Annotated in this window: 17 protein-coding genes and 1 CRISPR repeat array (1 of these 18 cut by a window edge); of the genes, 12 read left to right on the plus strand and 5 right to left on the minus strand. The window is 61.0% G+C overall.

Features of this window, described 5'->3' with window-relative positions; genetic code table 11:
• Positions 1–70 precede the first annotated feature (70 nt).
• The 8 genes from DWW03_RS09160 (at position 71) to DWW03_RS09195 (ending at position 9,577) form a co-directional block, all read left to right on the plus strand.
• A complete protein-coding gene (locus DWW03_RS09160) occupies positions 71–1,237 on the plus strand; it encodes a hypothetical protein (protein ID WP_022062610.1) in 1,167 nt (388 codons plus the stop codon).
• A gap of 33 nt (positions 1,238–1,270) precedes the next feature.
• The gene (locus tag DWW03_RS09165) at positions 1,271–1,531 is read left to right on the plus strand and encodes a hypothetical protein (protein WP_022062609.1); all 261 of its coding nucleotides are present in this window, start codon (positions 1,271–1,273) and stop codon (positions 1,529–1,531) included.
• A gap of 202 nt (positions 1,532–1,733) precedes the next feature.
• Positions 1,734–2,483: a lipopolysaccharide kinase InaA family protein gene (locus DWW03_RS09170; RefSeq protein WP_022062608.1), complete on the plus strand. Its 750-nt coding sequence runs from the start codon at positions 1,734–1,736 to the stop codon at positions 2,481–2,483.
• A gap of 239 nt (positions 2,484–2,722) precedes the next feature.
• Positions 2,723–3,568 carry a prephenate dehydratase gene (locus DWW03_RS09175; protein ID WP_015546467.1) on the plus strand — a complete coding sequence of 282 codons (846 nt, stop codon included), beginning with the start codon at positions 2,723–2,725 and terminating at the stop codon, positions 3,566–3,568.
• 76 nt (positions 3,569–3,644) lie between these two features.
• Positions 3,645–4,709, plus strand: coding sequence for a bifunctional 3-deoxy-7-phosphoheptulonate synthase/chorismate mutase type II (locus tag DWW03_RS09180; RefSeq protein WP_022062607.1), 1,065 nt, complete (start codon positions 3,645–3,647; stop codon positions 4,707–4,709).
• A gap of 202 nt (positions 4,710–4,911) precedes the next feature.
• On the plus strand, positions 4,912–5,592 hold the full coding sequence (locus DWW03_RS09185) for a response regulator transcription factor (protein WP_022062606.1): 681 nt from the start codon (positions 4,912–4,914) through the stop codon (positions 5,590–5,592).
• Positions 5,570–7,018: a sensor histidine kinase gene (locus DWW03_RS09190; RefSeq protein WP_022062605.1), complete on the plus strand. Its 1,449-nt coding sequence runs from the start codon at positions 5,570–5,572 to the stop codon at positions 7,016–7,018. Before DWW03_RS09185 ends, DWW03_RS09190 begins: the two co-directional genes overlap by 23 nt.
• A 333-nt stretch (positions 7,019–7,351) precedes the next feature.
• Positions 7,352–9,577 (plus strand): inorganic phosphate transporter, encoded by a 2,226-nt coding sequence (locus tag DWW03_RS09195; protein ID WP_022062604.1) that lies wholly within the window; start codon positions 7,352–7,354, stop codon positions 9,575–9,577.
• A 291-nt stretch (positions 9,578–9,868) separates the two neighbouring features.
• Here DWW03_RS09195 and DWW03_RS09200 read toward each other — a convergent pair whose 3' ends face one another.
• Complete coding sequence (locus tag DWW03_RS09200; RefSeq protein ID WP_015546471.1) at positions 9,869–10,285, minus strand: DUF2721 domain-containing protein; 417 nt, start codon at positions 10,283–10,285, stop codon at positions 9,869–9,871.
• A 177-nt stretch (positions 10,286–10,462) separates the two neighbouring features.
• A complete protein-coding gene (locus DWW03_RS09205; RefSeq protein ID WP_022062603.1) occupies positions 10,463–10,900 on the minus strand; it encodes a PepSY-like domain-containing protein in 438 nt (145 codons plus the stop codon).
• Between the two features lie 229 nt (positions 10,901–11,129).
• Here DWW03_RS09205 and pflB point away from each other — a divergent pair, with 229 nt between their 5' ends.
• The 3 genes from pflB to DWW03_RS09220 all read left to right on the plus strand — a co-directional run bounded on the left by pflB (position 11,130) and on the right by DWW03_RS09220 (position 15,454).
• Positions 11,130–13,358, plus strand: coding sequence for a formate C-acetyltransferase (gene pflB, locus DWW03_RS09210; protein WP_015546473.1), 2,229 nt, complete (start codon positions 11,130–11,132; stop codon positions 13,356–13,358).
• A gap of 95 nt (positions 13,359–13,453) precedes the next feature.
• Positions 13,454–14,179 (plus strand): pyruvate formate-lyase-activating protein, encoded by a 726-nt coding sequence (gene pflA / locus DWW03_RS09215; protein ID WP_083810187.1) that lies wholly within the window; start codon positions 13,454–13,456, stop codon positions 14,177–14,179.
• 120 nt (positions 14,180–14,299) lie between these two features.
• Positions 14,300–15,454: an acyltransferase gene (locus DWW03_RS09220; RefSeq protein WP_022062601.1), complete on the plus strand. Its 1,155-nt coding sequence runs from the start codon at positions 14,300–14,302 to the stop codon at positions 15,452–15,454.
• A gap of 4 nt (positions 15,455–15,458) precedes the next feature.
• On the opposite strand, the gene DWW03_RS09225 is transcribed toward DWW03_RS09220, so the two are convergent.
• The 3 genes from DWW03_RS09225 to DWW03_RS09235 form a co-directional block, all read right to left on the minus strand.
• Positions 15,459–16,856, minus strand: coding sequence for an alanine/glycine:cation symporter family protein (locus DWW03_RS09225; RefSeq protein ID WP_022062600.1), 1,398 nt, complete (start codon positions 16,854–16,856; stop codon positions 15,459–15,461).
• Positions 16,857–16,978: 122 nt separating this feature from the next.
• Positions 16,979–19,447, minus strand: coding sequence for a heavy metal translocating P-type ATPase (locus DWW03_RS09230; protein ID WP_022062599.1), 2,469 nt, complete (start codon positions 19,445–19,447; stop codon positions 16,979–16,981).
• A gap of 62 nt (positions 19,448–19,509) precedes the next feature.
• Positions 19,510–20,082 carry a helix-turn-helix domain-containing protein gene (locus DWW03_RS09235; RefSeq protein WP_015546478.1) on the minus strand — a complete coding sequence of 191 codons (573 nt, stop codon included), beginning with the start codon at positions 20,080–20,082 and terminating at the stop codon, positions 19,510–19,512.
• A gap of 447 nt (positions 20,083–20,529) precedes the next feature.
• On the opposite strand from DWW03_RS09235, the gene DWW03_RS09240 reads away from it, so the two are divergent.
• A complete protein-coding gene (locus DWW03_RS09240; RefSeq protein ID WP_022062598.1) occupies positions 20,530–22,395 on the plus strand; it encodes a glycoside hydrolase family 2 protein in 1,866 nt (621 codons plus the stop codon).
• Between the two features lie 506 nt (positions 22,396–22,901).
• Positions 22,902–24,220: direct repeats of the CRISPR family, unit length 36 nt; unit sequence GTTGTGGTTTGATGTAGAATTTCGATAAGATACAAC; it runs 428 nt beyond the window's last position.

Below are 24,220 nucleotides of genomic sequence, written 5' to 3' on the forward strand. Positions count from 1 at the left end.
CAACAGGTTTTATTAGGTATTGCCGCCTCGGGCGGCAATACCTAATTTACCGCAACTAAAACGACATGCTATGAAACTGTTGAAATTCACGCTTATTTCGATTCTGGGCCTCTCGCTCTGCACCGCCTGCGGCGGCGACGGAGACGGCGGCGAAACGCCCGGTCCCGGCAAACCCGAAGGTCCCGACAAATCGTCGACCACGGGCATCGACCGGTTCGATGCCTCGAACATCTTCAGCCGGAACACCTACCTGCCGGACAACACGGCGATGCAGGGCTTCAACCTCGACTCGGACGGCTCGGTCTGGTACACGCAGCTCTCCAACACGAACCAGGCGCAGCTGAACTGGGTCCGCGCGCAGCCCAACAAGACCCCGGACGTGCAGACCGAGAACAAGGACTATATGAAACTCACCTACTTCGGCCACGGGACGAACACCGCCCTCGAAGAGGACGGCGCCGACCGTTACCTGTGGGCCGGAGCCTACGGCGTCTGCAACGCCAAAGGCCAGTACTGGAACGAAAAACTGGTGGGGCGCGTCAAATACGTGAAGGGAGCCACCGTCAAGACCAACGAGTGCAACGACTACTATTACATCGGCGACTACACCGACCTGCACCCCTCGATCGACGCGGAGAACGACCTGCTGACGATCAACTACGGCGACAGCAAAAATTCGTCCTACCGGTGTTTCGTCATCTACAAGTTGAGCGAGGCGAAAAAGGCCCCGATGACCAACGTAACGATCACCTGCACCGACGGCTTCCAGACCGACAGACCCGCTTCGACCAACTCGGTCAGCGTGGTGGTGCGCTGCCACGACCTCACGACGCTGACGCCCGTCGCCCGGCCGCGCTTCCTCAAGACGGGATACGGCGCGAGCGGCGCCACCTACTACGACTGGCAGGGCTACGACGTCCACAAAAACCGGCTCTACTACACCGAGGGGCAGTCGAACTACAACCTCTTCGGCTCGTTCTACTCGGGCAGCTCGTTCGCCTACGTCACGGTGTTCGACTTCGAGGGCAACATCGTCGAGGAGCGGACGCAGGTGGCCGTCGTGTTGGACAAGGACAAACTGACCCAGATCGGCGTTTCGGTGTTCGGGACGCTCGAAGCCGAGGGCATCAAGGTCTGCAAGGACAAGCTCTACCTGGGATACACGGCCCGCGGAATCACCGCCGACAATACGAAACACTACCAGAACATCTTCGTATTCGACCCCTCTTCGAAATAACGCGCCCCACGGAAACCCGTTTCCGAAAAACCGGTGCTGCGCGCTGTCGCTGGCGACGGCCGCCGCGGCCGAGGGCTTCGCCCGGAGACCGGTCACGCCCAACGATTTCGGCTGCACAAGATCACCTACATGCGCGGCACCAGACCGTTCCAGACGGCCTGCAACCCCCACATGTGGCGTTACCGCGCCTCGGGACCTGCGACGACCGTCCGCATCGAAGTCGCCGACTCGTTCGGCCGCACCTCCACGAAGACGATGACACGCCCCAAAGCGTTCCACATCCGGATGAGATAAATCCCGAAAACGAGCGGAAAAAGTTCCGCTCGTTTCATGCCCGTCCGGAACCGCACCCGGCCTTCGGGGAAAAGGAGCGCGTTCTCCGCACGCCACCCGATGAAATCCGCCTTTCTTTTCCGTTTCAGAACAACTTAACAATCAAACAGGACTAACGCCTTACGCCGCGGGTGCGTACCTTTGCTACAGAAAAAACACCGCAATGCACATTCACGTCAATACGGCCTCGGAACACCTGCGGGACTTCGCGGAACGCCTGCCCGAACTCTTCGACCGGGAAGGCGAGGTCCTGCACGCGGGACGCAACACGATCAAAGCCTTCGAGGCGGAGGGAGAACGGCTGGTCGTCAAACGGTTCAAGCGCCCGAACCTGCTGCGGGCCGTCATCTACACCTTCTTCCGCCGGAGCAAGGCCCGCCGCTCGTACGAACACGCCGTGCGGCTCCGGGCGCTGGGCGTCGATTCGCCCGAACCCGTCGCATGGAGCGAATACCGCCGCCGCGGACTGCTCTGCGACAGCTACTACGTCTCGCGGCGCTCCGACTACACCCCGCTGTCGCAGACCACCGCACGCTTCCCCGCAGCGGGGACCCTGCCCGTGCTGGAGGCCTTCGCCCGCTTCACCGTGCAGCTCCACGAGAAAGGCATCGAGCACCGGGACTTCAACCACGGCAACATCCTCTGGGACCGCACCCCCGCGGGCGCCTACCGCTTCCAGCTGATCGACATCAACCGCATGCATTTCGACGACCGGCCCCTTTCCTCCCGGGCCTGCATGATCAACCTCCGGCGGTTGTCCTGCCCCGCCGTGGCATTCCTCTACATCCTCGACCGCTACGCCGAAACGCGCGGATGGGATGTCGACGACACGCTGCTGCGCGGGACCTTCTTCCGGCTGGCGTTCGGCCGCCGCAAGCAGTTGCGCAAGCGGTTCCGGCACCGCAAGGGCTGATTTTTTCGCAAAAAAAATACGGCGGACGTTTGGTTTTACGGATTATTTCGCTACATTTGCCAACGATAAAAGCCATCGAATGATGAGAGCATACGGTTTTGCATACTATTTTTATTACTTTTTCTTTTATAGCAAGGGAAAAAGCGGGATCGCATGCAATTAACTGTATACAGATAGTATAGATTAATATGACACGAAAATCCCGCTCGGTTGAGCGGGATTTTCTTTTTCAAACCATTATGGAACAAATCGCAATACAGGGCATCGCAGGATGCTATCACGAAACGGCGGCGCGCGGCTATTTCGCAGACCGGGAAATAGAGGTGCTGCCCTGCTTGAGTTTCGACGAGTTGTTCGCCCGGATGGCCGCCGATCCGGCGCTGCTGGGCATCGCGGCCATCGAAAACACCATCGCCGGCAGCCTGCTGCCCAACCACGAGCTCCTGCAACAGAGCCGCGCCCGGATCATCGGCGAACAGAAACTCCGCATCTCGCACGTCTTGGCGGCCCTCCCCGGGCAGACGCCCGACGACATCGCCGAAGTCCGCTCGCACCCGATCGCCCTGATGCAGTGCGGCGATTTCCTGAAAACCCTCCCCGGCATGAAGATCGTCGAAAGGGACGACACCGCAGGCAGCGCGCGCGAAATCGCCGAGGGACGCCTCGCAGGCACGGCGGCCATCTGCGGCGCCGACGCAGCCCGTCTCTACGGACTCGAAATCCTCCGGCGGGGCATCGAGACCAACAAACACAACTTCACACGCTTCCTCCTGCTCGCCGACGAGCGCCGCGCCGCGGAATTCGCCGATCCCGCCCACACCGACAAAGCCTCTCTGCTCTTCACCCTTCCGCACACCCGGGGGAGCCTCTCCAAGGTGCTCACCGTCCTCTCGTTCTACGACATCAACCTCACCAAAATACAGTCGCTGCCCATCATCGGGCGCGAGTGGGAATACCGCTTCTACGTCGACGTGACGTTCGACGACCCGATGCGTTACCGGCAGGCCATCGACGCCGCACGGCCTCTCACCAGCGACTTCCGCATTCTCGGCGAATACGCCGAATGCCCCAACCCCGCGATCTGACGCCCCGGAACGCCGCGCACCGCAAGCAGCCGGAAAAAGGAAAGACACTAAAAAAACAAACAAAAATAACGCAACCATGAACGACATTCAACCCATCACACTCCCGGGAATCGACCCCCGGCGCCCCCTGGTAATCGCAGGCCCGTGCAGCGCCGAAACCGAAGAGCAGGTCCTCGACACGGCCCGCTCGCTGGCAGCCGAAGGCATCCGCATCTGCCGCGCCGGACTCTGGAAGCCCCGCACCAAACCCGGCGGCTTCGAAGGCGTCGGAGAGGCGGGCATCGCCTGGCTCCAGCGCGTGAAACGCGAAACGGGCATGTACACCTCGACCGAAGTGGCCACCCGCGAGCACGTCGCCACGGCGCTGAAAGGCGGCGTCGACCTGCTGTGGATCGGCGCACGCACGGCGGCCAACCCCTTCGCCATGCAGGAGATCGCCGACGCCCTGCGCGGAACGGACGTCCCGGTGCTGGTGAAAAACCCCGTCAGCCCCGACCTCGAGCTGTGGATCGGCGCCATCGAGCGCATCTACAACGCCGGCATCCGCCGCATCGGGGCCATCCACCGCGGGTTCACGTCGATCGACAAGAGCCTCTACCGCAACCACCCGATGTGGGCCATTCCCATCGAGCTGCACCGCCGTCTCCCCCGCCTGCCGATCTTCTGCGACCCGAGCCACATCGGAGGCAAGCGCGAGCTGATCGCCCCGCTGTCGCAGCAGGCCATGGACCTCGGGTTCGACGGACTGATCATCGAAGCCCACTGCTCGCCCGACTGCGCCTGGAGCGACAAGGCCCAGCAGGTGACCCCCGAGGCGCTGGCCTATATCATCCGCAACCTGGTGATCCGCGACGAGTCGATCACCACCGAGAGCCTCACCGAACTGCGTTCGCAGATCGACAAGCTCGACGACCAGCTGCTGGAGCTGCTCTCGCGCCGCATGCGCGTCTCGCGCGACATCGGACAGTACAAAAAGGAGCACAACATGCCCGTCCTGCAAACGCAGCGTTACGAAGAGCTGCTGGCCCGCCGCGCCGGGCAGGCCGGGCAGATGGGCATGGACCGCGAGTTCATGCGCACCGTCCTGCAGGCCATCCACGAGGAGTCGATCCGCCAGCAGATGGAGGTGCTGGGGAAATAGGCTCTCCCGCGTCGCCCGACACGAAAGGCTCCCGGCCTCCGGGGGCCTTTTCGGGTTTTTGCAGGCATCCGGCAAAAGCCCCCTGCGCTTCTTGACCGCAAAAGCGCATGAGACAACATTACATTTCGGTTAAATGTCATGCCGGGGGCATGCAACATCGGTGAATGATGCGTAAATTTGCTGCGGACTCAAACCCGCATTTATGGCAAAACACAAAATCCTGGTGGTCGACGATGAAGAGTCGCTGTGCGAAATCCTGCAATTCAACCTCGAAGTCGAAGGCTACGAAGCCGACGTGGCATACAGCGCCGAGCAGGCCCTCCGGATGCATCCCGAACGCTATTCGCTGATCCTGCTGGACGTTATGATGGGCGAGATGAGCGGCTTTCGGATGGCGCAGCTCCTGAAAGCCGATCCCGAAACGGCCCGGGTCCCCGTGATCTTCTGCACCGCGAAGGACTCCGAGGACGACACGGTGGCCGGGCTGAACATCGGAGCCGACGACTACATCACCAAACCCTTTTCGGTCCGCGAAGTGCTGGCCCGCGTGCGCAGCGTACTGCGCCGCACGTCCGCCGCACGCGCCGAATCCGAAAGCATCCGCTTCGAAGGTCTGGAGATCGACCTCCGGCGCAAAGTCTGCACGCTCGACGGCAAGGAGCTGCAACTCACCAAGAAAGAGTTCGAAATCCTGGCTCTGCTGCTCTCGAACCGGGGCGTGATCTTTTCACGCGAGGAGATCCTGCGCCGCATCTGGAGCGACGAGGTGATCGTCCTCGACCGCACGGTCGACGTGAACATCACACGCCTGCGCCGTAAAGTCGGACCTTACGGGGAACACATCGTAACGCGCCTGGGCTATGGCTACGGCTTTGAAGCATAAACTTTCCTACCACCGGCGGCTGTTCCTGCTGCTGCTCGTCTTTTCGTGGACGCTGGTGGGGTGTTTCATCCTTTTCCAGTACGGGCGCGAAAAGCACTTCAAGGCCGAGCGGCTCGACGCGCAGTTGCAGCTTTTCAACCTGCGGATGCTCGACGCCGTGAATGCGGGCGCGCCCCCCGACGCCTTCATCGCCCGCTCCGGCGCACCCTGCGAAGGAGTGCGCGTGACGCTGATCGACCCGGCGGGACACGTCGTTTTCGACAATTCGCTCGACACGCTGCCCGGCGCGAACCACCTTGACCGCCCCGAGGTCGCCGAGGCGCTGGCCCGCGGGACGGGGTACACCATCCGCCGCCACTCCGAAAGCACCGACCGCAACTATTTCTACTCGGCCATGCGGGGCGACCGCTACATCGTCCGTTCGGCCGTACCCTACTCCGTGCCGCTGGGTGAAATCCTGGCCGCCGACCGCGAATTCCTCTGGTTCATGCTGGGCGTGACGCTGCTGATGAGCGTGGCGGGCTATTTCGCCACGCGCCGCCTGGGCCAGAACATCACCCGGCTGAACGAATTCGCCGAACGGGCCGAGCGGAGCGAGCGGATCGACGACCTCCCGGCATTTCCTCACGACGAACTGGGCGAAATATCGAGCCACATCATCCGCCTCTACGCCCGTCTGCAAAAAACCACTGCCGACCGCGACCGCGAGCACGCCCTCGCGCTGCACGAGGAACAGGAGAAAATACGCATCAAGAAACAGCTCACCAACAACATCAACCACGAGCTGAAGACCCCCGTGGCAGCGATTCAGGGCTATCTGGAAACACTGCTGGCCAACCCGTCGCTCGACGCGCAAAGACGCACGGACTTCCTGAAAAAAAGCGCCGCACAGACCGAGCGTCTGCGGCGTCTGCTGGCCGACATCTCGACCATCACGCGCATGGACGAGGCGAGCCAGCTGATCCAGAAGGAGCGCGTCGTGCTGAACGACCTGATCGCCGAGGTCACGGCCGACATGGAACTGAAACCCGCCGACCAGCGGCTGCGGGTGAACATCGACTTCCCGCAGCAGGTCGAGATCGTCGGCAGCCCGTCGCTGCTGGCATCAATATTCCGCAACCTTGCGGACAACGCCGCGGCCTATTCCGGCGGACGCGACATCTTCATCCGGCTGCTTTCCGACACCCCCGAAGAGTGCACGGTCTCGTTCGCCGACAACGGCATCGGCATCGGCGAGGAGCACCTGCCGCACATCTTCGAACGCTTCTACCGCATCGACAAGGGCCGATCGCGCAAACAGGGCGGCACGGGACTGGGGCTGGCGATCGTCAAAAACGCCGTTGCGATCCACGGCGGCACGATCACGGCCCGCGAACGCGAACGCGGCGGGCTGGAGTTCGTCTTCACATTGAAGAAACACAGTTAACAAATTCCAGCTACACGACAACCCGCCCGGCCGCATTCGCAGCCTTTGGCTGCGGTTACGAATCGGAGCCACCCCTGACTCCCCGCCTCGGCGGGGAGTTAAGGCGCAAAAACACACGCCTTGACTGCTGTGGCGGCCCGGCAATTCGCAAGCGATTGCGCTCGCCTGTCGCTTGCAGTTGTCGCACGCGGCCGGACAGGCGGCCGGATCGGTTTTTTACCGCTCCCCGATATTTTTTCACTCCCCCGCAACGCCCCTGTAACGCCTTTGTAACATCGGTTTCGGACCTTTGCAACGGTAAAGAACCATAACAATTACGAAAACGGATAATCCATGTCCCCGCTATTCACCGCAATCGTCGTCATCCTGGCCCTGCTGGCCGTGATGGGCATCGTCGTGGGCGTCGCCAACGACGCCGTCAACTTCCTCAACTCGGCCCTCGGCTCGAAAGTCGCACCGCGCCGCGTGATCCTCTGGGTCGCAGCCGCCGGCATTCTGGTCGGCACGCTCACCTCGAGCGGCATGATGGAGGTCGCCCGCAGCGGCGTCTTCTACCCCGGACAGTTCTCCTTTCAGGAGATTATGATGCTGTTTCTGGGCATGATGCTGGGCAACGTGCTGCTGCTGGACCTCTACAACACGCTGGGACTGCCCACCTCGACCACCGTGTCGATGGTCTTCGGTCTGCTGGGCGCCGCCGTCGCCGCCGCCCTGTTCCGCATCGCCGGCGACCCGGGGACCTCCTTGCAGGACCTCTCGCAGTTCATCAACACGGGCAAAGCCATGGTCATCATCGCGGCGATCCTGTTGTCGGTGGCGCTGGCCTTCGTGGCCGGAACGCTTTTCATGTACATTTCGCGCCTCATCTTCTCGTTCCGCTACGCCGCCGTCTTCCGCCGCTGGGGAGCCGTCTGGTGCGGCATCTCGCTGGCCGGAATCCTCTATTTCGCGCTGTTCAAGGGGTTGAAAAGCTCGGGACTGATCCCGACCTCCGTTTCGGCCTACGTCGGCGACCACGTCCTCGTGACGCTCCTCGCCTTCTGGGCCGCGGCGTCGCTCCTCCTCTACATTTTCCAGCGCATGCGGCTCAACATCATGCGCATCACGATCCTGTCGGGAACCTTCTCGCTGGCCCTTGCCTTCGCGGGCAACGACCTGGTGAACTTCATCGGCGTGCCGCTGGCCGGCTACGACGCCTGGCGCATCGCCGGCGAGGCGGGCAGCGAAACGATGATGATGGGGGCGCTCGAAGCTCCCGCCCGGGCCAACTTCCTGCTGCTGGGCGTCTCGGGACTGATCATGGTGCTGACGTTGTTCTTCTCGAAAAAGTCGCAGCACGTCACCGAGACCGAACTGTCGCTCGCCTCGCAGCACGAGGGCGACGAACGCTTCGGTTCGACCCTCATTTCGCGCAGTCTGGTGCGCGCGACGCTGGTGATGAACACGATGTGGACCGGGCTGATTCCGGCGCGGGTTCAGAAGGCCATCGACCGGCGTTTCGAGCCGCTCCCTGCCGAGGAGCGTTCGTCGGCCCCCTACGACATGGTCCGCGCCGTGGTCAACCTCACCGCCGCGTCGATCCTGATCGCCATCGCCACCTCCTACAAACTGCCGCTGTCGACGACCTACGTGGTCTTCATGGTGGCCATGGGATCGTCGCTCGCCGACCGCTCGTGGGGCCGCGAAAGCGCCGTCTACCGCATCACGGGCGTGATGGCCGTCATCTCGGGGTGGTTCATCACGGCGCTCGGAGGATTCCTCATCGCGCTGGCCGTGACGGCCCTGCTGCTGTGGGGCGGCTGGATCGCCGTGGCAGCCCTCACGGCGCTCTGCGCCTGGCTGCTCGTCCGCAGCCACCTCAAGACGCCCGGACTGAAAGAGGAGGCCGAAAAGGCCCTGCTGCCGCTCGAAACGGCCGAGACCCCCGACGAGGTGCTGTGCGCCTGCATCGGCGAGGTCTGCACGACGATGCAGGAGGTCACGCGCATCTACAACCGCACGCTGGTAGCCGTCTTCAAGGAGAACCGCAAGGTGCTCAAGGAGATGGTTCGCGACTCGAACCGCCTTTTCGAGGAGGCCCGCATCCGCAAATACAACGTCATGCCGACGCTGCGCCGCCTGCAACGGTGCGACATCGACACGGGGCACTTCTACGTGCAGGTCACGGACTACCTCTCGGAGGTGACCAAGGCCCTGATCCACATCACGCGCCCGGCATTCGAACACATCGACAACAACCACGAGGGCATGTCGAAGGAGCAGATCGTCGACCTGATGCGCGTGAACGACCAGGTGGAGGCGATTTTCGACAAGATCAACGACATGCTGGCGACGAAGGATTTCTCGGACCTCGATCTGGTGCTCGAAATGCGCGACAAGCTCTTCGACACGATCGTCGAGGCGATCAAGAGCCAGCTGCGGCGCATCAACGACGTCCCGTCGGGCAGCACCCGCGCCGGGGTGCTCTACCTCACGATCCTCAACGAGACGAAGACGATGATGCTCCAGTCGCGCAACCTGCTCAAATCGCAGCAATATTTTCTGGAGGCCAAAAAATAATGCCGATACGCCATCGTGCAGACAATCCACCCAAACCCTCCTTTGAAAAGGAGAGCTTCAAAAAGCGCCGTGTAACGAAAATGCAACGGGTCCGTCATTTCAGCGAAACGACGGACCCGTATCTTTGCACTGTGAAAACCGGAGAACCGGATTCACAAGTTGGTTTTAGGTTACATAAGTAGGTTAGTGGGAGATGCAGTGACGCGACGTCGCGGCATCTTCGTTTTTGTCAAAAGATGCCGCTTCGCTAAATCACCCTTAAAAAAGGGCGGCTTGAACACGACCGGACAATTATTCCGAATCCCGCTTGTCAAGCGGGTTCTCCATATCCTTGAGGTGAATCTCCAGCGCCCGGACCGAGATCTGAATCTCCCAGATCGAAACGCCCAGCGAACCGACCAGCAGCAGCAACGCCGCACCGAAGACATAAGCCGAAAGCAGCATCAGCCCCACGTAGATCAGAAACATCGTCACCACGCACAGGAACAGGCTCGTGACGCCCAGCAACTGCATCGTGCGCGTGAGGTGGAGCCGCCGGCGGAGGTTGTCGATCTGCGCGCGCGTCACCTTCGAGGGGTGCTGCAAATGCTGCTCCTTGAGCGTGCGCACCAATTGCGCATAGGACAGAAACCGGTTGGTGTAGGCCAGCAGAATCAGCGACACGGCCGAAAACAGCAGGGCGGGGGTCGTAAGCGAGAGTTCTTCCATCGTTATCGAGATTTACGCTGCAAAGATACGCTTTTTATCAAAGCCAAAGGTGAAAGGTTGTAAATGAAAAATTCACCTTTCATCTTACACCTTTCACCTTACAAAGCGGCGGGACCCGGGGGCCGGATGCGCAACTCAAACCCCCGGGCCGTAATCCGCCGCACCAATCGTCGGCCGTCAGTGATCGGTCTCCACCAGCCGGAAACGGCGGTTGAATTTCAGTTCCAGTCCGTTGTCGAGGGTGATCTCATGGTTGCGGCCGTCGCGTTCGACACCCCGGACGTGCCGCCCCGGATAGTTCGCAGCCACGAATTTCAGGATCGGCTGCGGAATCAGCCCGTCCGGCACGACACCCCCCGGCCGCTCGACATCGGTCCACTCGCCGCGGGTGTCGAAGTCGATCTTCGTACCGTCGGCCAGCCTCACCTCATAGCTCGGGGCCACGCCCTTCTCCATCGTGGCGGAAACCACCTCGATGTCGTGAAAATACTTTTTCACCAACGTCTTCGCCGCATCGGGCAGTTCGTGCATCCTGACCGGAACTTCGTCACCGCCGGCGAACGCCGCCGTCGCAAAAAGCCCCGCACCCAGCAGGGCAATCCAGAATCTTTTCATCGTTTTTCGTATTTATACACTCCCGCCCCTGCAAAAGCAGGGCCACAAACGCCGCAACGCCTTCCTGTAACTATTGCATGTCCCGGAAGGCGCCGTCAATACCTGATCGTAGGTATTTTTTAAATTTTTATAAAAAATTGTAACCGCTCTTTGGCCGGTGTGAAAAAAATAACGTATCTTTGCCGACCGAAATAGGACAATTATCATCTCAAAACGAACAATATCATCTATGGAACTGAACAAAACCTTTATCGACGGGCTTTGGAGCAAAGAGATCAACGTGACGAGCTTCGTACAGACAAACATCACCCCCTACCTGGGCGACGCCTCGTTCCTCGCAGGACCTACCGAGCGAACGAAGCACATCTGGAACCTCTGCCTCAAGGCCCTCGAAGAGGAGCGTCAGCATAACGGCGTCCGCGCGCTGGACAACAAGACCGTTTCGACCGTCACCTCGCACAAGGCCGGCTACATCGACCGCGAAAACGAGCTGATCGTGGGCCTGCAAACCGACGAACTGCTCAAGCGCGCCATCAAACCCTTCGGCGGCATCAACGTCGTATCGCGCGCCTGCAAGGAGAACGGCGTGGAGGTCGACGAGAAGGTGAAGGACATCTTCACCCACTACCGCAAGACGCACAACGACGGCGTGTTCGACGTCTACACCGAGGAGATCCGCTCGTTCCGCTCGCTGGGCTTCCTGACGGGTCTTCCCGACAACTACGCCCGCGGCCGCATCATCGGCGACTACCGCCGTCTGGCCCTCTACGGAACCGACCGCCTGATCGAGGCCAAGCAGGAGGACCTCCGCAACCTCACCGGCCCGATGACCGACGCCCGCATCCGCCTGCGCGAAGAGGTCGCCGAGCAGATCAAGGCCCTGAAGGACATCCGCACGATGGGCGAATACTACGGACTGGACCTCAGCCGCCCGGCGCATTCGGCGCAGGAGGCCGTGCAGTGGGTCTACATGGCCTACCTGGCCGCCGTCAAGGAGCAGGACGGAGCCGCCATGTCGCTGGGCAACGTATCGTCGTTCCTCGACATCTTCATCGAATACGACCTCGCGCACGGGACGATCGACGAGTCGTTCGCCCAGGAGCTGATCGACCAGTTCGTCATCAAGCTGCGCATGGTGCGCCACCTGCGCATGCAGTCCTACAACGACATCTTCGCCGGCGACCCGACGTGGGTGACCGAGGCCATCGGCGGACGCTTCAACGACGGTCGCACGAAGGTGACGAAGACCTCGTTCCGCTTCCTGCAAACGCTCTACAACCTCGGTCCTTCGCCCGAACCGAACCTCACGATTCTCTGGAGCCCCGAGCTGCCGCAGGGATTCAAGGACTTCTGCGCCAAGGTTTCGGCCGACACCAGCTCGATCCAGTACGAGAACGACGACCTGATGCGCGAAGTGCGCCACTCGGACGACTACGGCATCGCCTGCTGCGTCTCGTTCCAGGACATCGGCCGCCAGATCCAGTTCTTCGGCGCCCGCACCAACCTGGCCAAGGCCCTGCTGCTGGCCATTAACGAAGGTCGCTGCGAGAACACCGGCACGCTGATGGTCAAGGGCATTCCGGCCCTGTCGGAGGGTCCGCTGCGCTTCGAGGAGGTGATGCGCAACTACAAGATGGTGCTCAAGGAGATCGCCCGCGTCTACAACGAGGCCATGAACATCATCCACTACATGCACGACAAGTACTACTACGAGAAGGCCCAGATGGCATTCGTCGACACCGATCCCCGCATCAATCTCGCCTACGGCGTGGCCGGTCTCTCGATCGCCCTCGACTCGCTCTCGGCCATCAAATACGCCCGCGTGACGCCCCGCCGCAACGCCGAGGGTCTCACCGAAGCCTTCGACATCGAGGGTGAATTTCCCTGCTACGGCAACAACGACGACCGTGTCGACCATCTGGGCGTGGACCTCGTCTACTACTTCAGCGAGGAGCTGAAGAAGCTGCCCGTCTACAAGAACGCCCGACCGACGCTGTCGCTGCTGACGATCACCTCGAACGTGATGTACGGCAAGAAGACCGGCGCAACGCCCGACGGACGCCTCAAGGGCGTGGCCTTCGCTCCGGGAGCCAACCCGATGCACGGCCGCGACAAGAGCGGCGCCATCGCTTCGCTCGCCTCGGTGGCCAAGATGCGTTACCGCGACTCGCAGGACGGTATTTCGAACACCTTCTCGATCGTGCCCAAATCGCTCGGCCCGACGGCCGGAGAGCGTATCGAGAACCTCGTGACGATGCTCGACGGCTATTTCACCAAGGGTGCACACCACCTGAACGTCAACGTACTGAACCGCGAGATGCTCGAAGACGCCATGGAGCACCCCGAGAAATATCCGCAGCTGACGATCCGCGTCTCGGGCTACGCCGTGAACTTCACCAAGTTGAGCCGCGAACACCAGCTCGAAGTCATCAGCCGCAGCTTCCACGAAAGGATGTAACGGCTTGAAAAGCCGCTTTTAGGGGCGGGCGCAGGATTTGCATACCGGAACCCGGTTTGCGCCCGACCCCCCTTATTCAAAAACAAGGAACAATCATGCTTCGTGTACATTCTTACGAATCCATGGGAACATTCGACGGGCCGGGACTCCGGCTCGTCGTTTTCCTCCAAGGCTGCAATTTCCGCTGTCTCTACTGCGCCAACCCCGACACGATCGAGGCCGGAGCGGGCACATTGACCGACCCTGCGGAGATCCTGCGCATGGCCGTCGACCAGAAGCCCTTCTTCGGGCGGCGCGGCGGCGTGACCTTCTCGGGCGGGGAACCCACCTTCCAGGCCGCGGAACTCGTTCCGCTCGTAAAGTCGTTGAAGGAGGCCGGCATCCACGTCTGCATCGACTCGAACGGCGGGGTGTGGAACCCGGCCGTCGAGGAGCTGCTGGGGCTGGTCGACCTGGTGCTGCTGGACGTGAAGCAGGCCGATTCCGAACGCCACCGCGCCCTCACCGGACGCGAAAACGCGCAGACGCTCCGCACGGCCGCCTGGCTCGAAGCCCACGGAAAACCCTTCTGGCTACGCTACGTGCTGGTTCCGGGCATCAGCGACGCCGAAGCCGACATCCGTGCGCTGGGCGAACGCCTCGGCGGCTACAAGTCGGTCGAGCGGGTCGAACTGCTCCCCTACCACACCCTCGGAGTGCATAAGTACGAGGCGATGGGGCTGGAGTACAAACTCCGCGACGTGCGGGAGAACACCCCCGAACAGCTCGACCGCGCCGCGGCCCTGCTGCGCGAATACTTCCCGACGGTGGTGGTCAACTGACCCGAAGGGGACGTCCGCCGGAGGGAGTGCGGACAACCAAAAATCCGGGACGCCGCGGCGAAAACGCACGGCGGTCCCGGATTTTTTTCGTACCTTCGCCGGAAATCCATTTCTGCGACAATGAAGAACCGACTTCCCGACCTGAACGTCCCGGCCCGCGAACGCATCGGCTGGGTGGACCTCCTGCGCGTGATCGCCTGCTTTCTGGTGGTCTTCTCCCACAGCTGCGACGCCTTCGTCGCCGTGTTCGACAGCGACCGCGCCACCTTCCTGCAAGGAGCGTTGGCAGGCAGTTTCGTCCGGGCCTGCGTGCCGCTGTTCGTGATGATGTCGGGCGTGCTGCTGCTGCCCGTGCGGACCGGAACGGGGGCTTTCTACCGCAAGCGGATCGGCCGCGTCCTCCTGGCGCTGGTCTTCTGGTCGCTGACGCTGCCCGTGCTCTACTACCTGTATATGCGCTACGTCGGGACCTCCAGTCCGTCGATCGACCCCGCGCTGTTCACCGGCGAAGCGACGCTGCACAAGATGTGGACCTTCGTCTTCAACTTCTGCTACGACACCACGCCGCTCTGGTATCTCTATATGCTGATAGGACTTTATCTGATCATGCCGCTGATCAGCCCGTGGCTCGAACGGGCCTCGCGGCGCGAGTTGCAGAGCGTCCTCGCGATCTGGGGCGTGACGCTGCTGCTGCCCTACGTGAAGATGCTGGCCCCGGCGCTCGGCTACACGGGCAATTACGGCAACACGGGGCTTTACGGCGTCTGCGACTGGAACGAGTTCGGCACGTTCCACTACGTCTCGGGCTTCGCCGGTTACCTCGTACTGGCCTTCTACCTCGTGAAATTCCCGCCCGCATGGAACTGGCGCAAGACATTGGGCATCTGCATCCCGACCTTCCTCGCCGGATACCTCGCCACGGGGCTGGGTTACGTGGTGATGCAGAAACATTTTCCGGGCAACTACGCCTACCTCGAAATCGTCTGGTATTTCGCCGGCATCAACGTCTTTATGATGACCGCCCCGGTCTTCATCCTCGTGCAGAAGGCCGCCGCACGGCCCCGCGCATGGCTCTCGCGGCTGGCGGGCGCGACGTTCGGCATCTACCTCTGCCACTTCATCTTCGTTCAGGCCGGCTACGACCTCGTGCAGCGGATTCCGGGACTTCCCGCGCTGGCGCGCATCGCGCTGATCGCCTGCGGGGCCTTCGCCGTGAGCTGGGCGGTGGTGCGGCTGATGCAGCGGTGGAGCGTGACGCGCCGGCTGGTGGAGTAATGCGCTACCAGCACTCGGCCTTGTCTTTCAATTCGGGAATCCGGTCTTTCGTGAAGACCGGATTTTTGATGCCCTGCCGCTTCTGGGCCGTGTAGTCGGCCAGCAGCAGGAAGGCCTGACGGCCCAGCAGCACGATCGCCGCCAGATTGCACAGCGTCATCAGCGCCATCGTCACATCGGCCAGGCTCCATGCCAGATCGAGCGTCGCCAAGGATCCGAAGAGCACCATCGCGCCGACCAGCATCCGGTAGAGCGTCAGCGCCCACGGCCGCGGAGTGATGAAGCGGATGTTGGCTTCGCCGTAGTAATAATTGCCGATAATCGACGAAAAGGCGAACAGGAAGATCGCCACGGCGACGAACACCCCGCCCGCGGGACCGATCTCGCTCTCCAGAGCCGCCTGCGTCAGCTGAATGCCGTTGAGCGAAGCGTCGGGAACGCCCCCGAACAGGATGATGAAGGCCGTGCAGGTGCAGATGACGAGCGTATCGGTGAAGACCCCGAGGGTCTGGATAAGTCCCTGCTTCACGGGGTGCGAAACGTGGGCCGTGGCGGCGACGTTCGGGGCCGAACCCATACCGGCCTCGTTGCTGAAAAGTCCCCGCTTGATGCCCTGCATCAACGCCGCGCCGACCGCGCCGCCCAGCGTCTGCTCCCAGCCGAAAGCGTCGGCGACGATCAGTTCCAGCACTTCGGGCAGCCGCCCGAGGTTGAACAGCACGACGCCCAGCGCCAGCACGATGTACCCCAGCGCCATAATCGGGACGATCACGCCGCTGACACGCGCAATGCGCCGTATGCCTCCGAAGATGATGAGCAGCGTCAGCGCCGTGAGCACGACGCCCACCCACACATGATCGGCGCCGAAAGCTCCCTCCCACGCGGCGCAGATCGTGTTGCTCTGCACCGAGTTGAAGGCGAATCCGAAGGTCACGGAGATCAGCACGGCGAACAGCACGCCCATCCACCTCCGCCCGAGGCCGCGTTCCATGTAGTAGGCCGGACCGCCGATGAAAGAGTCCCTGCCGCGGCGTTTGTAAAGCTGTGCGAGGGTCGACTCGACGAAAGCGCTCGCGGCGCCCACAAGGGCGATGACCCACATCCAGAAGACCGCGCCGGGTCCCCCGACGACGATGGCCGTGGCGACGCCCGCGAGATTCCCCGTGCCGACGCGGCTGGCCAGCGACACGGCGAAAGCCTGGAACGACGAGACGTGCCGCTCGCCCTTCGGGCCGCTTCCGGCCGACTCGCCCAGCACGCGCATCATCTCGCCCAGCAGGCGGAACTGCACGCCCCGCGTGCGCAGGGTGAACCACACGGCACACCCCAAGAGCGCCGCGACCAGCACATAGGTCCACAGCACGTCGTTCACGCCGCCGATCCAACGGGAAAGAGTCTCCATCAGCATACTTTACACGATCCGACAGCAAAGTTAATGCTAAAACGCATTTTCCGCCGGACATTCGCCGGAAAGATGCGGCGCGGCACGAAAAAAACGCCCCGCCTGCGCAGGGGCGTCCGCCGTCACCGCGCCCGCAGGGTATACTCCCCGGCCCGCTCCGTAACGGCCTTCTGCAACTCCCCGAGGCCGACTTCCGGCCCGGAGTACTCCACGGCGGCCACCGGAGGGTCCAGCGTCACGACCGCCTTCACGCCGTCGAGGGCGTTCAGCGCATGTTCCACATGCATCCGGCAATGATTGCACGTCATGCCGTCCACGATAAATTCCTTTTTCATCTTTTCTTCGGTTTCAACCGGTTCGTCATGTTCACACTCATCGCCGATCCGCCGGCGTTTCAGCCGCAAGCTGTTGGCCACGACGCTCACGCTGCTCAAGGCCATGGCCGCCCCGCCGATCATCGGGTCGAGCAGAAACCCCCAGAGGGGATAGAGCGCCCCGGCCGCTACGGGAATGGCGACGAGGTTGTAAATGAAGGCCCAGAAGAGGTTCTGGCGAATCGTCCGCACGGTGAGCTGCGACAGCCGGATCATCTCCGGGATTTTCCGGAGGTCCGACGAGAGGATCGTCACCATCGCGGTATCCATCGCAATGTCGCTCCCCCGCCCCATGGCGACGCTCAAATCGGCCTGCGCGAGAGCCGCGCTGTCGTTGATCCCGTCGCCGGCCATGGCCACCGTCCGGCCTTCGGACTGCAACTGCCGGACGAATCCGGCCTTTTCGTGCGGCAGGACGCCCGCCCGGAAACGGGTGATCCCGGCTTTCCGGGCCGTTTCGCGCGCCGAACCGGCGTTGTCGCCCGTCAGCATCCAGACCGTGATTCCCAGCGCGTGCAGCCGGGCGACGGCCCCGGCCGACGAGGGTTTCAGCGCATCGGCAAGGGCGAGCACGGCGCGCGTCCGCTCCTCGTCGGCGAACCAAACCACGGTCTTCGCCTCCTGCATCCACCCTTCGGCCAGCCGTTGCAGGCGGGCGTCGGGCACGATGCCGTGGCGGGACAGCAGCGCGTCGTTCCCGGCATACCAGGTCCGCCCCTCCGCGACGCCCCGGACACCCTGTCCGGGAATGCTTTCGAACCCGGTCACGGGAACGTCCCGCTCCCCGCCGAGCGATTCGACGACGGCCTGCGAAAGCGGATGCCCCGAGCGTTTTTCAAGGCTGAACAGAATCCGCCGCGCCGTCTCCGGCCCTTCGGCCCACGCAGCGTCCACGACCGACGGACGGCCTTCGGTGAGCGTTCCGGTCTTGTCCAGCACCACGGTGTCGACCTTCCGGGCCACCTCCAGGCTCGCAGCGTCCTTGACGAGGATGCCCTGTCCGGCGCCCTTGCCGATCCCGACCATGAGGGCCGTGGGCGTCGCCAGACCCAGCGCACAGGGGCACGCGATGATCAGCACGGTCACCAGCGCCAGCAGCCCGCGGGTGAAGCCCTCCTCCGGAGCGAAAAGCATCCACGCCGCGAAGGTCAGCACGGCGAGGACGATGATGGCGGGAACGAAAACGCCGGCGATCCGGTCGACGGTCCGCTGCACGGGGGCCTTGCTGCCCTGCGCATCCCGCACCATGCGGATGATCCGGGCCAGCACCGTGTCCTGCCCCACCCTGTCGGCCCGGAAACGGAACGCACCGTTGCCATTCATCGTTCCGGCGAACACCGCCGCACCCTCCTGTTTGCAGACGGGGAGCGGTTCCCCGCTGAGCATGCTCTCGTCGACATACGACGCGCCTTCGGCCACCGTGCCGTCCACGGCGATGCGTTCGCCGGGATGCACGGCGACCAGATCCCCGGCGCGAAGCTCCGCAACGGGCACGGAGCGTTCGCCCGAAGGGGTGATCACCGTGACGGTTTTCGGTTGCAGGCCCATCAGTTTCGCGATGGCCGTCGTCGTGCCGCGCTTCGCCCGCTCCTCAAGCAGCCGCCCCAGCAGGATGAAGGCGACGATGACGGCCGCCGACTCGAAATAGACGTGCGGCTCGATGCCCCTCGACAGCCAGAATTCCGGGAAAAACAGGTTGAAAAGGCTGAACAGATAGGCGATTCCGGTACTGACGGCAACCAGCGTATCCATGTTGGCCGCCCCGTGGCGGAGCTGTTTCCAGGCGTTGACGAAGAACTCCCGTCCCAGTCCGAAAACGACCGGGGTGGAGAGCGCCCACACGGCGTATTTCACGGCCGGAGCGTCCATGAACAGCATGCCTCCGGCCACAATCGGAAGACAAAGCCCCGCCGCCCAAAGAGTCCGCCGTTTGAGCGCCCGGTAATGCGCCGCACGAACGTGCGCCGCCTCGTCCTCCGCCGGGCCTTCCGCGTCGGTCAGCAGGTCGTAACCGGCCGCCTGCACGGCCCGCTTCAGCGTCCCGGGAGAGCACTCCCCCGAACGGTAGTCCACCCGCGCCGTAGCGGAAGCGTAGTTCACATGCGCAGACTCGACGCCCGGCAGGCCGTTGAGCGCCTTATCGACCCGGACTGCGCACGAAGCGCAGCTCATGCCTGCGACCGGGAACGTATTCGTGATGATCTTACTCTTTTCCATGGGAACAAAGGTAAGGTCCCGACACGCTCCGGGTGTTACAGAATTATGGATATGATTTATACCTACACTTCATCCAGCGGTTTCAGGCCGCGTCCTTTCAGCCGGCGGAATTCAGTGGGCGACATCCCGGTCTGGGCGCGGAACTGGGCGCTGAGGTGCGCCACGCTCGAATAACGGAGTTTGTCGGCGATCTCGCTGACGGTCAGGTCGCCGTAGGCCAGCAGTTCCTTGACCCGCTCGATCCGCTGGGCGAGGAAGTATTTCTCGATGCTGATGCCGTTGACCTCCGAAAAGAGCTTGCTCAACGCACTGTAATCACGGTGGCAGCGTTCGCGCAGGTAATCCGACAGGTTGACTTTCGAGGCATCTTCGCTGTAATGCACCAATTCGATCACGGCCGTCCGGATCTGCTCGATGAGGCGCATCCGGCTGTCGTCGATCAGTTCGAACCCGTAGGCTTCGAGCAGTTTGCGGAACGCCTCCCGCTGCTCCCGGCCGGGCTTCTCCTGCACGACGACCGTTCCCAGTCCGACATCGAGGGGCGTGAACCCCGCTTTTTCGAGCAGCCGGGTGACGACCAGAATGCAGCGGTTGCAAACCATGTTTTTGATATAAAAGACGTTCTCCCGTTCCATAACCGCATTCGTTTTATCCGTAAATATAACACAAAAACGATTCCGTCCCGCCGACCGTCTTCCAGCCTTTCAGGTTCCGGCCGTTGAAAAGCGTCGGCCACGGGACCTGCGCTCCGACGAAGGTGCAGGGTCCCCAACAGTGCAAGAGTCTCTTTTTCCTATCAGTCGGGCAGTTTTGATCGTACGAATATAGTCTATTTTTTTCGGGTCTTCAGCCTGTTCCCCTGCAAAATTAACCTCTGACCCGCTCCGTATTCCGAAAAAGTTTCGTAACTTCGGCACAGCAAACCCATAGACGAAGCCATGAAACATGCGCACATCCTGCTGCTGCTCCCTTGCGGCATGCTGCCGCCGCTCGCCGGGGCGCAGCGCACGGAGCCGCCCGGCCGGTTCGACATCGCACCGGAATAACCACCCCGAAAACAAGCAAACCAACCAAAAACAACCATGAAGAAAACCGCAATCACCCTCTTTTTCCTGCTTCAGGCCGCGTGTCTGTTTTCGCAGATCCCCCGCCCGGAATATCCCCGCCCGCAGTTCGAGCGGACGGACTGGATCAACCTGAACGGCGAATGGACCTACACGTTCGATTTCGGCGCAAGCGGCCTGGAACGCGGCTACGCCGGCTCGAAGGGATTCGACGGCAAAATCATCGTGCCGTTCGCCCCGGAGAGCAAGCTCTCGGGCGTCGGCCACACGGACTTCATAGGCCGCATCTGGTACCAGCGTACGATCGACATTCCGGCAGACTGGTCGGGACGCAACGTGATGCTCAACTTCGGAGCCGTGTACTACACCTCCGAGGTGTATGTCGACGGCCGCTTCGTCGGACGCCACTTCGGAGGCAGCACGTCGTTCTCCTACGACATCACCGCATTCGTGAAGCCGGGCGGCAGCCACAGTCTGGTCGTCTTCGCCACGAGCGACCTGCGCAGCGGCAAACAGACTGCCGGCAAACAGTCGCTGCAATACGCCTCGCACAGTTGCGACTACACCCGCACGACAGGCATCTGGCAGACGGTGTGGATGGAGGCCGTGGCTCCCGAGGCCCTCGCACGCGTCCAAATGACGACCGACATCGACCAGCAGCAGCTGATCGTCGCCCCGCAGTTCTTCCGGGAAAGCCCGAACACGCTCCGGGTGACCCTTCGGGACGGCGGCAAGGTCGTCGGCACGCGGCAGGTCCGGGCGTCGAACAGCAGCGTCGTCGTCATCCCGGTCAAAAAGGCCCGGCTCTGGAGTCCCGAAGACCCGTTCCTCTACGACCTGACCTACGAGGTGGTCGCCCCCGACGGCCAGGTGCTCGACGCCGTGAAATCCTATGTCGGGATGCGCAAGGTCCACATCGAAGGCAACAAAATCTACCTCAACAACGAACCCTATTACCAGCGGCTGGTGCTCGACCAGGGTTTCTACCCCGACGGTATCTGGACCGCCCCGTCGGACGACGCCCTGCGCCGCGACATCGAGCTGGGACTGGCCGCCGGGTTCAACGGCGCACGCCTGCATCAGAAGGTTTTCGAGGAACGCTACTATTACTGGGCCGACAGACTCGGCTACATCACCTGGGGCGAAAGCCCCAGCTGGGGAATGGATGCCAACGACGTGGAAACGGCCCGCAACTTCCTCTCCGAGTGGGCCGAATGCGTGGTCCGCGACCGGAACCACCCCTCGCTGCTGACGTGGACGCCGATGAACGAGGAGTGGTGGCCCGACAACACGCAGTTCCCGCGCTTCGCCTCCGACGTCTACGACCTGACGGGGCGCCTCGACCCGACGCGCCCCGTCAACACCGTCAGCGGCGGCGCCGTCGTCAGGACCGACATCTGGGCCGTCCACAATTACGAGCAGAACCCGGCCAAACTGAAAGAGAAAATCTTCAGCGACGGCACGTTCTTCCATCCCCGCCTGCGGACGACCCGCGACCAGACGCGCAACATCGGATTCAACGAGGTGAAGGCGACCGCAAACTACGCCTGGCCGCAGTACGATGGCTCGTGCCCCTACCTGGTCGATGAATTCGGCGGCATCAAATGGGTGAAGGACCAGGAGAAGCAGGCCACGGATTCCCAGACCGAATCGTGGGGTTACGGACAGGCGCCCCGTACGCTCGAAGAGTTCTACACGCGGCTCGAAGGCCAGGTAGACGCGCTGCTCTCGCTCTCCGGACAGGTGTGGGGCTATTGCTACACCCAGCTCACGGACGTGGAACAGGAACAGAACGGCATCTATTGCTACGACCGCTCGGCCAAGTTCGACATGGACCGGATCAAGGCCATTTTCAGCAAACGCCCGGAACATCCCGCCCGATAACGCGCCGGACAGCCGCCCGCCCGAATGAAGCGCACCCCGAAAATCCGGAAAAGGATTTCGGGGTGCGCTTTTTATCCGGTTCGTCATCGTCCGCCCGCGGCAGAGCCTCGTGCGCGAATGCGCCCGGGAACAGAAGGCGTCGCTGAATTTCCATTCGCGTGTTTTCCCGGTTTCAGAGTCTCGATATAAAGTATTCCTGCATATTCCAACGATATGCCCTTGATGAACGCTGCAATTGGGGATGCTTCATGTCGGTGCGTCGCACGGCGAGTGGCGGACGGTCCGACATGCGACCTTCTGTTTTCGGCACCATGAACTCCCGAAGGCAAAAAGCCACAGCGCCGGCACACTCCGCAATAGCAACCGACGGTTTTTAAATTATTCACGAAATATAAAAAAAGTCTCCACGGAGTACGCGGAGACAATAGGTTGAAAACCTTCGGCATATAGCCTTATTGTGATAAGATGTAGAATTCTTACACCACAAATATATAAAAAAAACTTTAGTTGTGGTTTGATGTAGAATTTCGATAAGATACAACTAATTGTCCGATGTTGTGGCTGCTTCGTTTGTTGTGGTTTGATGTAGAATTTCGATAAGATACAACCGGCCGTTCTTAACGGCAGCGCGATCTGTAGTTGTGGTTTGATGTAGAATTTCGATAAGATACAACAACGGCACAGCTTTTACGCGTGCGTCCGGCGTTGTGGTTTGATGTAGAATTTCGATAAGATACAACTACAACCTACAAACTAAACATTTCGTACAAGTTGTGGTTTGATGTAGAATTTCGATAAGATACAACCAAAACAGGGGAAACTGCGTTTACGAGAACGTTGTGGTTTGATGTAGAATTTCGATAAGATACAACCGCTCCGATCATGCCGAATAGGCCTCCAACGTTGTGGTTTGATGTAGAATTTCGATAAGATACAACGTATAGCAGAATAGGAAGCAATCCACGATAGTTGTGGTTTGATGTAGAATTTCGATAAGATACAACGGCTCCGTTGATGTTCTTCCCGGTCGTCCGGTTGTGGTTTGATGTAGAATTTCGATAAGATACAACAATAAGCGAGATACGAATCGGCCGTACACGTTGTGGTTTGATGTAGAATTTCGATAAGATACAACCGAAGGTGTTTCCATGTCCGGCGTTTCTACGTTGTGGTTTGATGTAGAATTTCGATAAGATACAACGATAGGCGGCGACCAGTTCCGGGTTGGCCTGTTGTGGTTTGATGTAGAATTTCGATAAGATACAACTCGAAGGATCGTTGTACGCGTTTTCATAATGTTGTGGTTTGATGTAGAATTTCGATAAGATACAACCCGTTGGTTCATAATTTGTTCTTAGTAGTTGTTGTGGTTTGATGTAGAATTTCGATAAGATACAACCATTTTCGTTGTTAGGTCGATGTCGTAGGTGTTGTGGTTTGATGTAGAATTTCGATAAGATACAACCGGACCAGCGACCACCGTTCAGCGCGAGGTGTTGTGGTTTGATGTAGAATTTCGATAAGATACAACGCCGTGTTTCTACCCATCGTATGCACTATGTTGTGGTTTGATGTAGAATTTCGATAAGATACAACTTCGTGATCAGCACGGTGACAGAATCCCCGGTTGTGGTTTGATGTAGAATTTCGATAAGATACAACAGGAGGCTTTATGGGAAGAACGGATCGAGAGTTGTGGTTTGATGTAGAATTTCGATAAGATACAACGCGGTCAGCGTATCCTCTCCGTTCTCGATGTTGTGGTTTGATGTAGAATTTCGATAAGATACAACGCTGCGTAAACGCGGGTTGATCGTTACGCGGT

Source organism: Alistipes sp. AF14-19 (assembly GCF_003461645.1).
Classification (GTDB): Bacteria; Bacteroidota; Bacteroidia; order Bacteroidales; family Rikenellaceae; genus Alistipes; species Alistipes shahii.

Excerpts from the sequence above, each read along its gene's own strand:
- DWW03_RS09190 (WP_022062605.1), top strand. The coding sequence starts at position 5,570 with ATGGCTACGGCTTTGAAGCATAAACTTTCCTACCACCGGCGGCTGTTC.
- DWW03_RS09180 (WP_022062607.1), top strand. The coding sequence starts at position 3,645 with ATGAACGACATTCAACCCATCACACTCCCGGGAATCGACCCCCGGCGC.
- DWW03_RS09200 (WP_015546471.1), bottom strand. The coding sequence starts at position 10,285 with ATGGAAGAACTCTCGCTTACGACCCCCGCCCTGCTGTTTTCGGCCGTG.
- DWW03_RS09175 (WP_015546467.1), top strand. The coding sequence starts at position 2,723 with ATGGAACAAATCGCAATACAGGGCATCGCAGGATGCTATCACGAAACG.
- DWW03_RS09170 (WP_022062608.1), top strand. The coding sequence starts at position 1,734 with ATGCACATTCACGTCAATACGGCCTCGGAACACCTGCGGGACTTCGCG.
- DWW03_RS09230 (WP_022062599.1), bottom strand. The coding sequence starts at position 19,447 with ATGGAAAAGAGTAAGATCATCACGAATACGTTCCCGGTCGCAGGCATG.
- DWW03_RS09195 (WP_022062604.1), top strand. The coding sequence starts at position 7,352 with ATGTCCCCGCTATTCACCGCAATCGTCGTCATCCTGGCCCTGCTGGCC.
- pflA (WP_083810187.1), top strand. The coding sequence starts at position 13,454 with ATGCTTCGTGTACATTCTTACGAATCCATGGGAACATTCGACGGGCCG.
- DWW03_RS09225 (WP_022062600.1), bottom strand. The coding sequence starts at position 16,856 with ATGGAGACTCTTTCCCGTTGGATCGGCGGCGTGAACGACGTGCTGTGG.
- DWW03_RS09160 (WP_022062610.1), top strand. The coding sequence starts at position 71 with ATGAAACTGTTGAAATTCACGCTTATTTCGATTCTGGGCCTCTCGCTC.
- DWW03_RS09205 (WP_022062603.1), bottom strand. The coding sequence starts at position 10,900 with ATGAAAAGATTCTGGATTGCCCTGCTGGGTGCGGGGCTTTTTGCGACG.
- DWW03_RS09220 (WP_022062601.1), top strand. The coding sequence starts at position 14,300 with ATGAAGAACCGACTTCCCGACCTGAACGTCCCGGCCCGCGAACGCATC.
- pflB (WP_015546473.1), top strand. The coding sequence starts at position 11,130 with ATGGAACTGAACAAAACCTTTATCGACGGGCTTTGGAGCAAAGAGATC.
- DWW03_RS09240 (WP_022062598.1), top strand. The coding sequence starts at position 20,530 with ATGAAGAAAACCGCAATCACCCTCTTTTTCCTGCTTCAGGCCGCGTGT.
- DWW03_RS09235 (WP_015546478.1), bottom strand. The coding sequence starts at position 20,082 with ATGGAACGGGAGAACGTCTTTTATATCAAAAACATGGTTTGCAACCGC.
- DWW03_RS09185 (WP_022062606.1), top strand. The coding sequence starts at position 4,912 with ATGGCAAAACACAAAATCCTGGTGGTCGACGATGAAGAGTCGCTGTGC.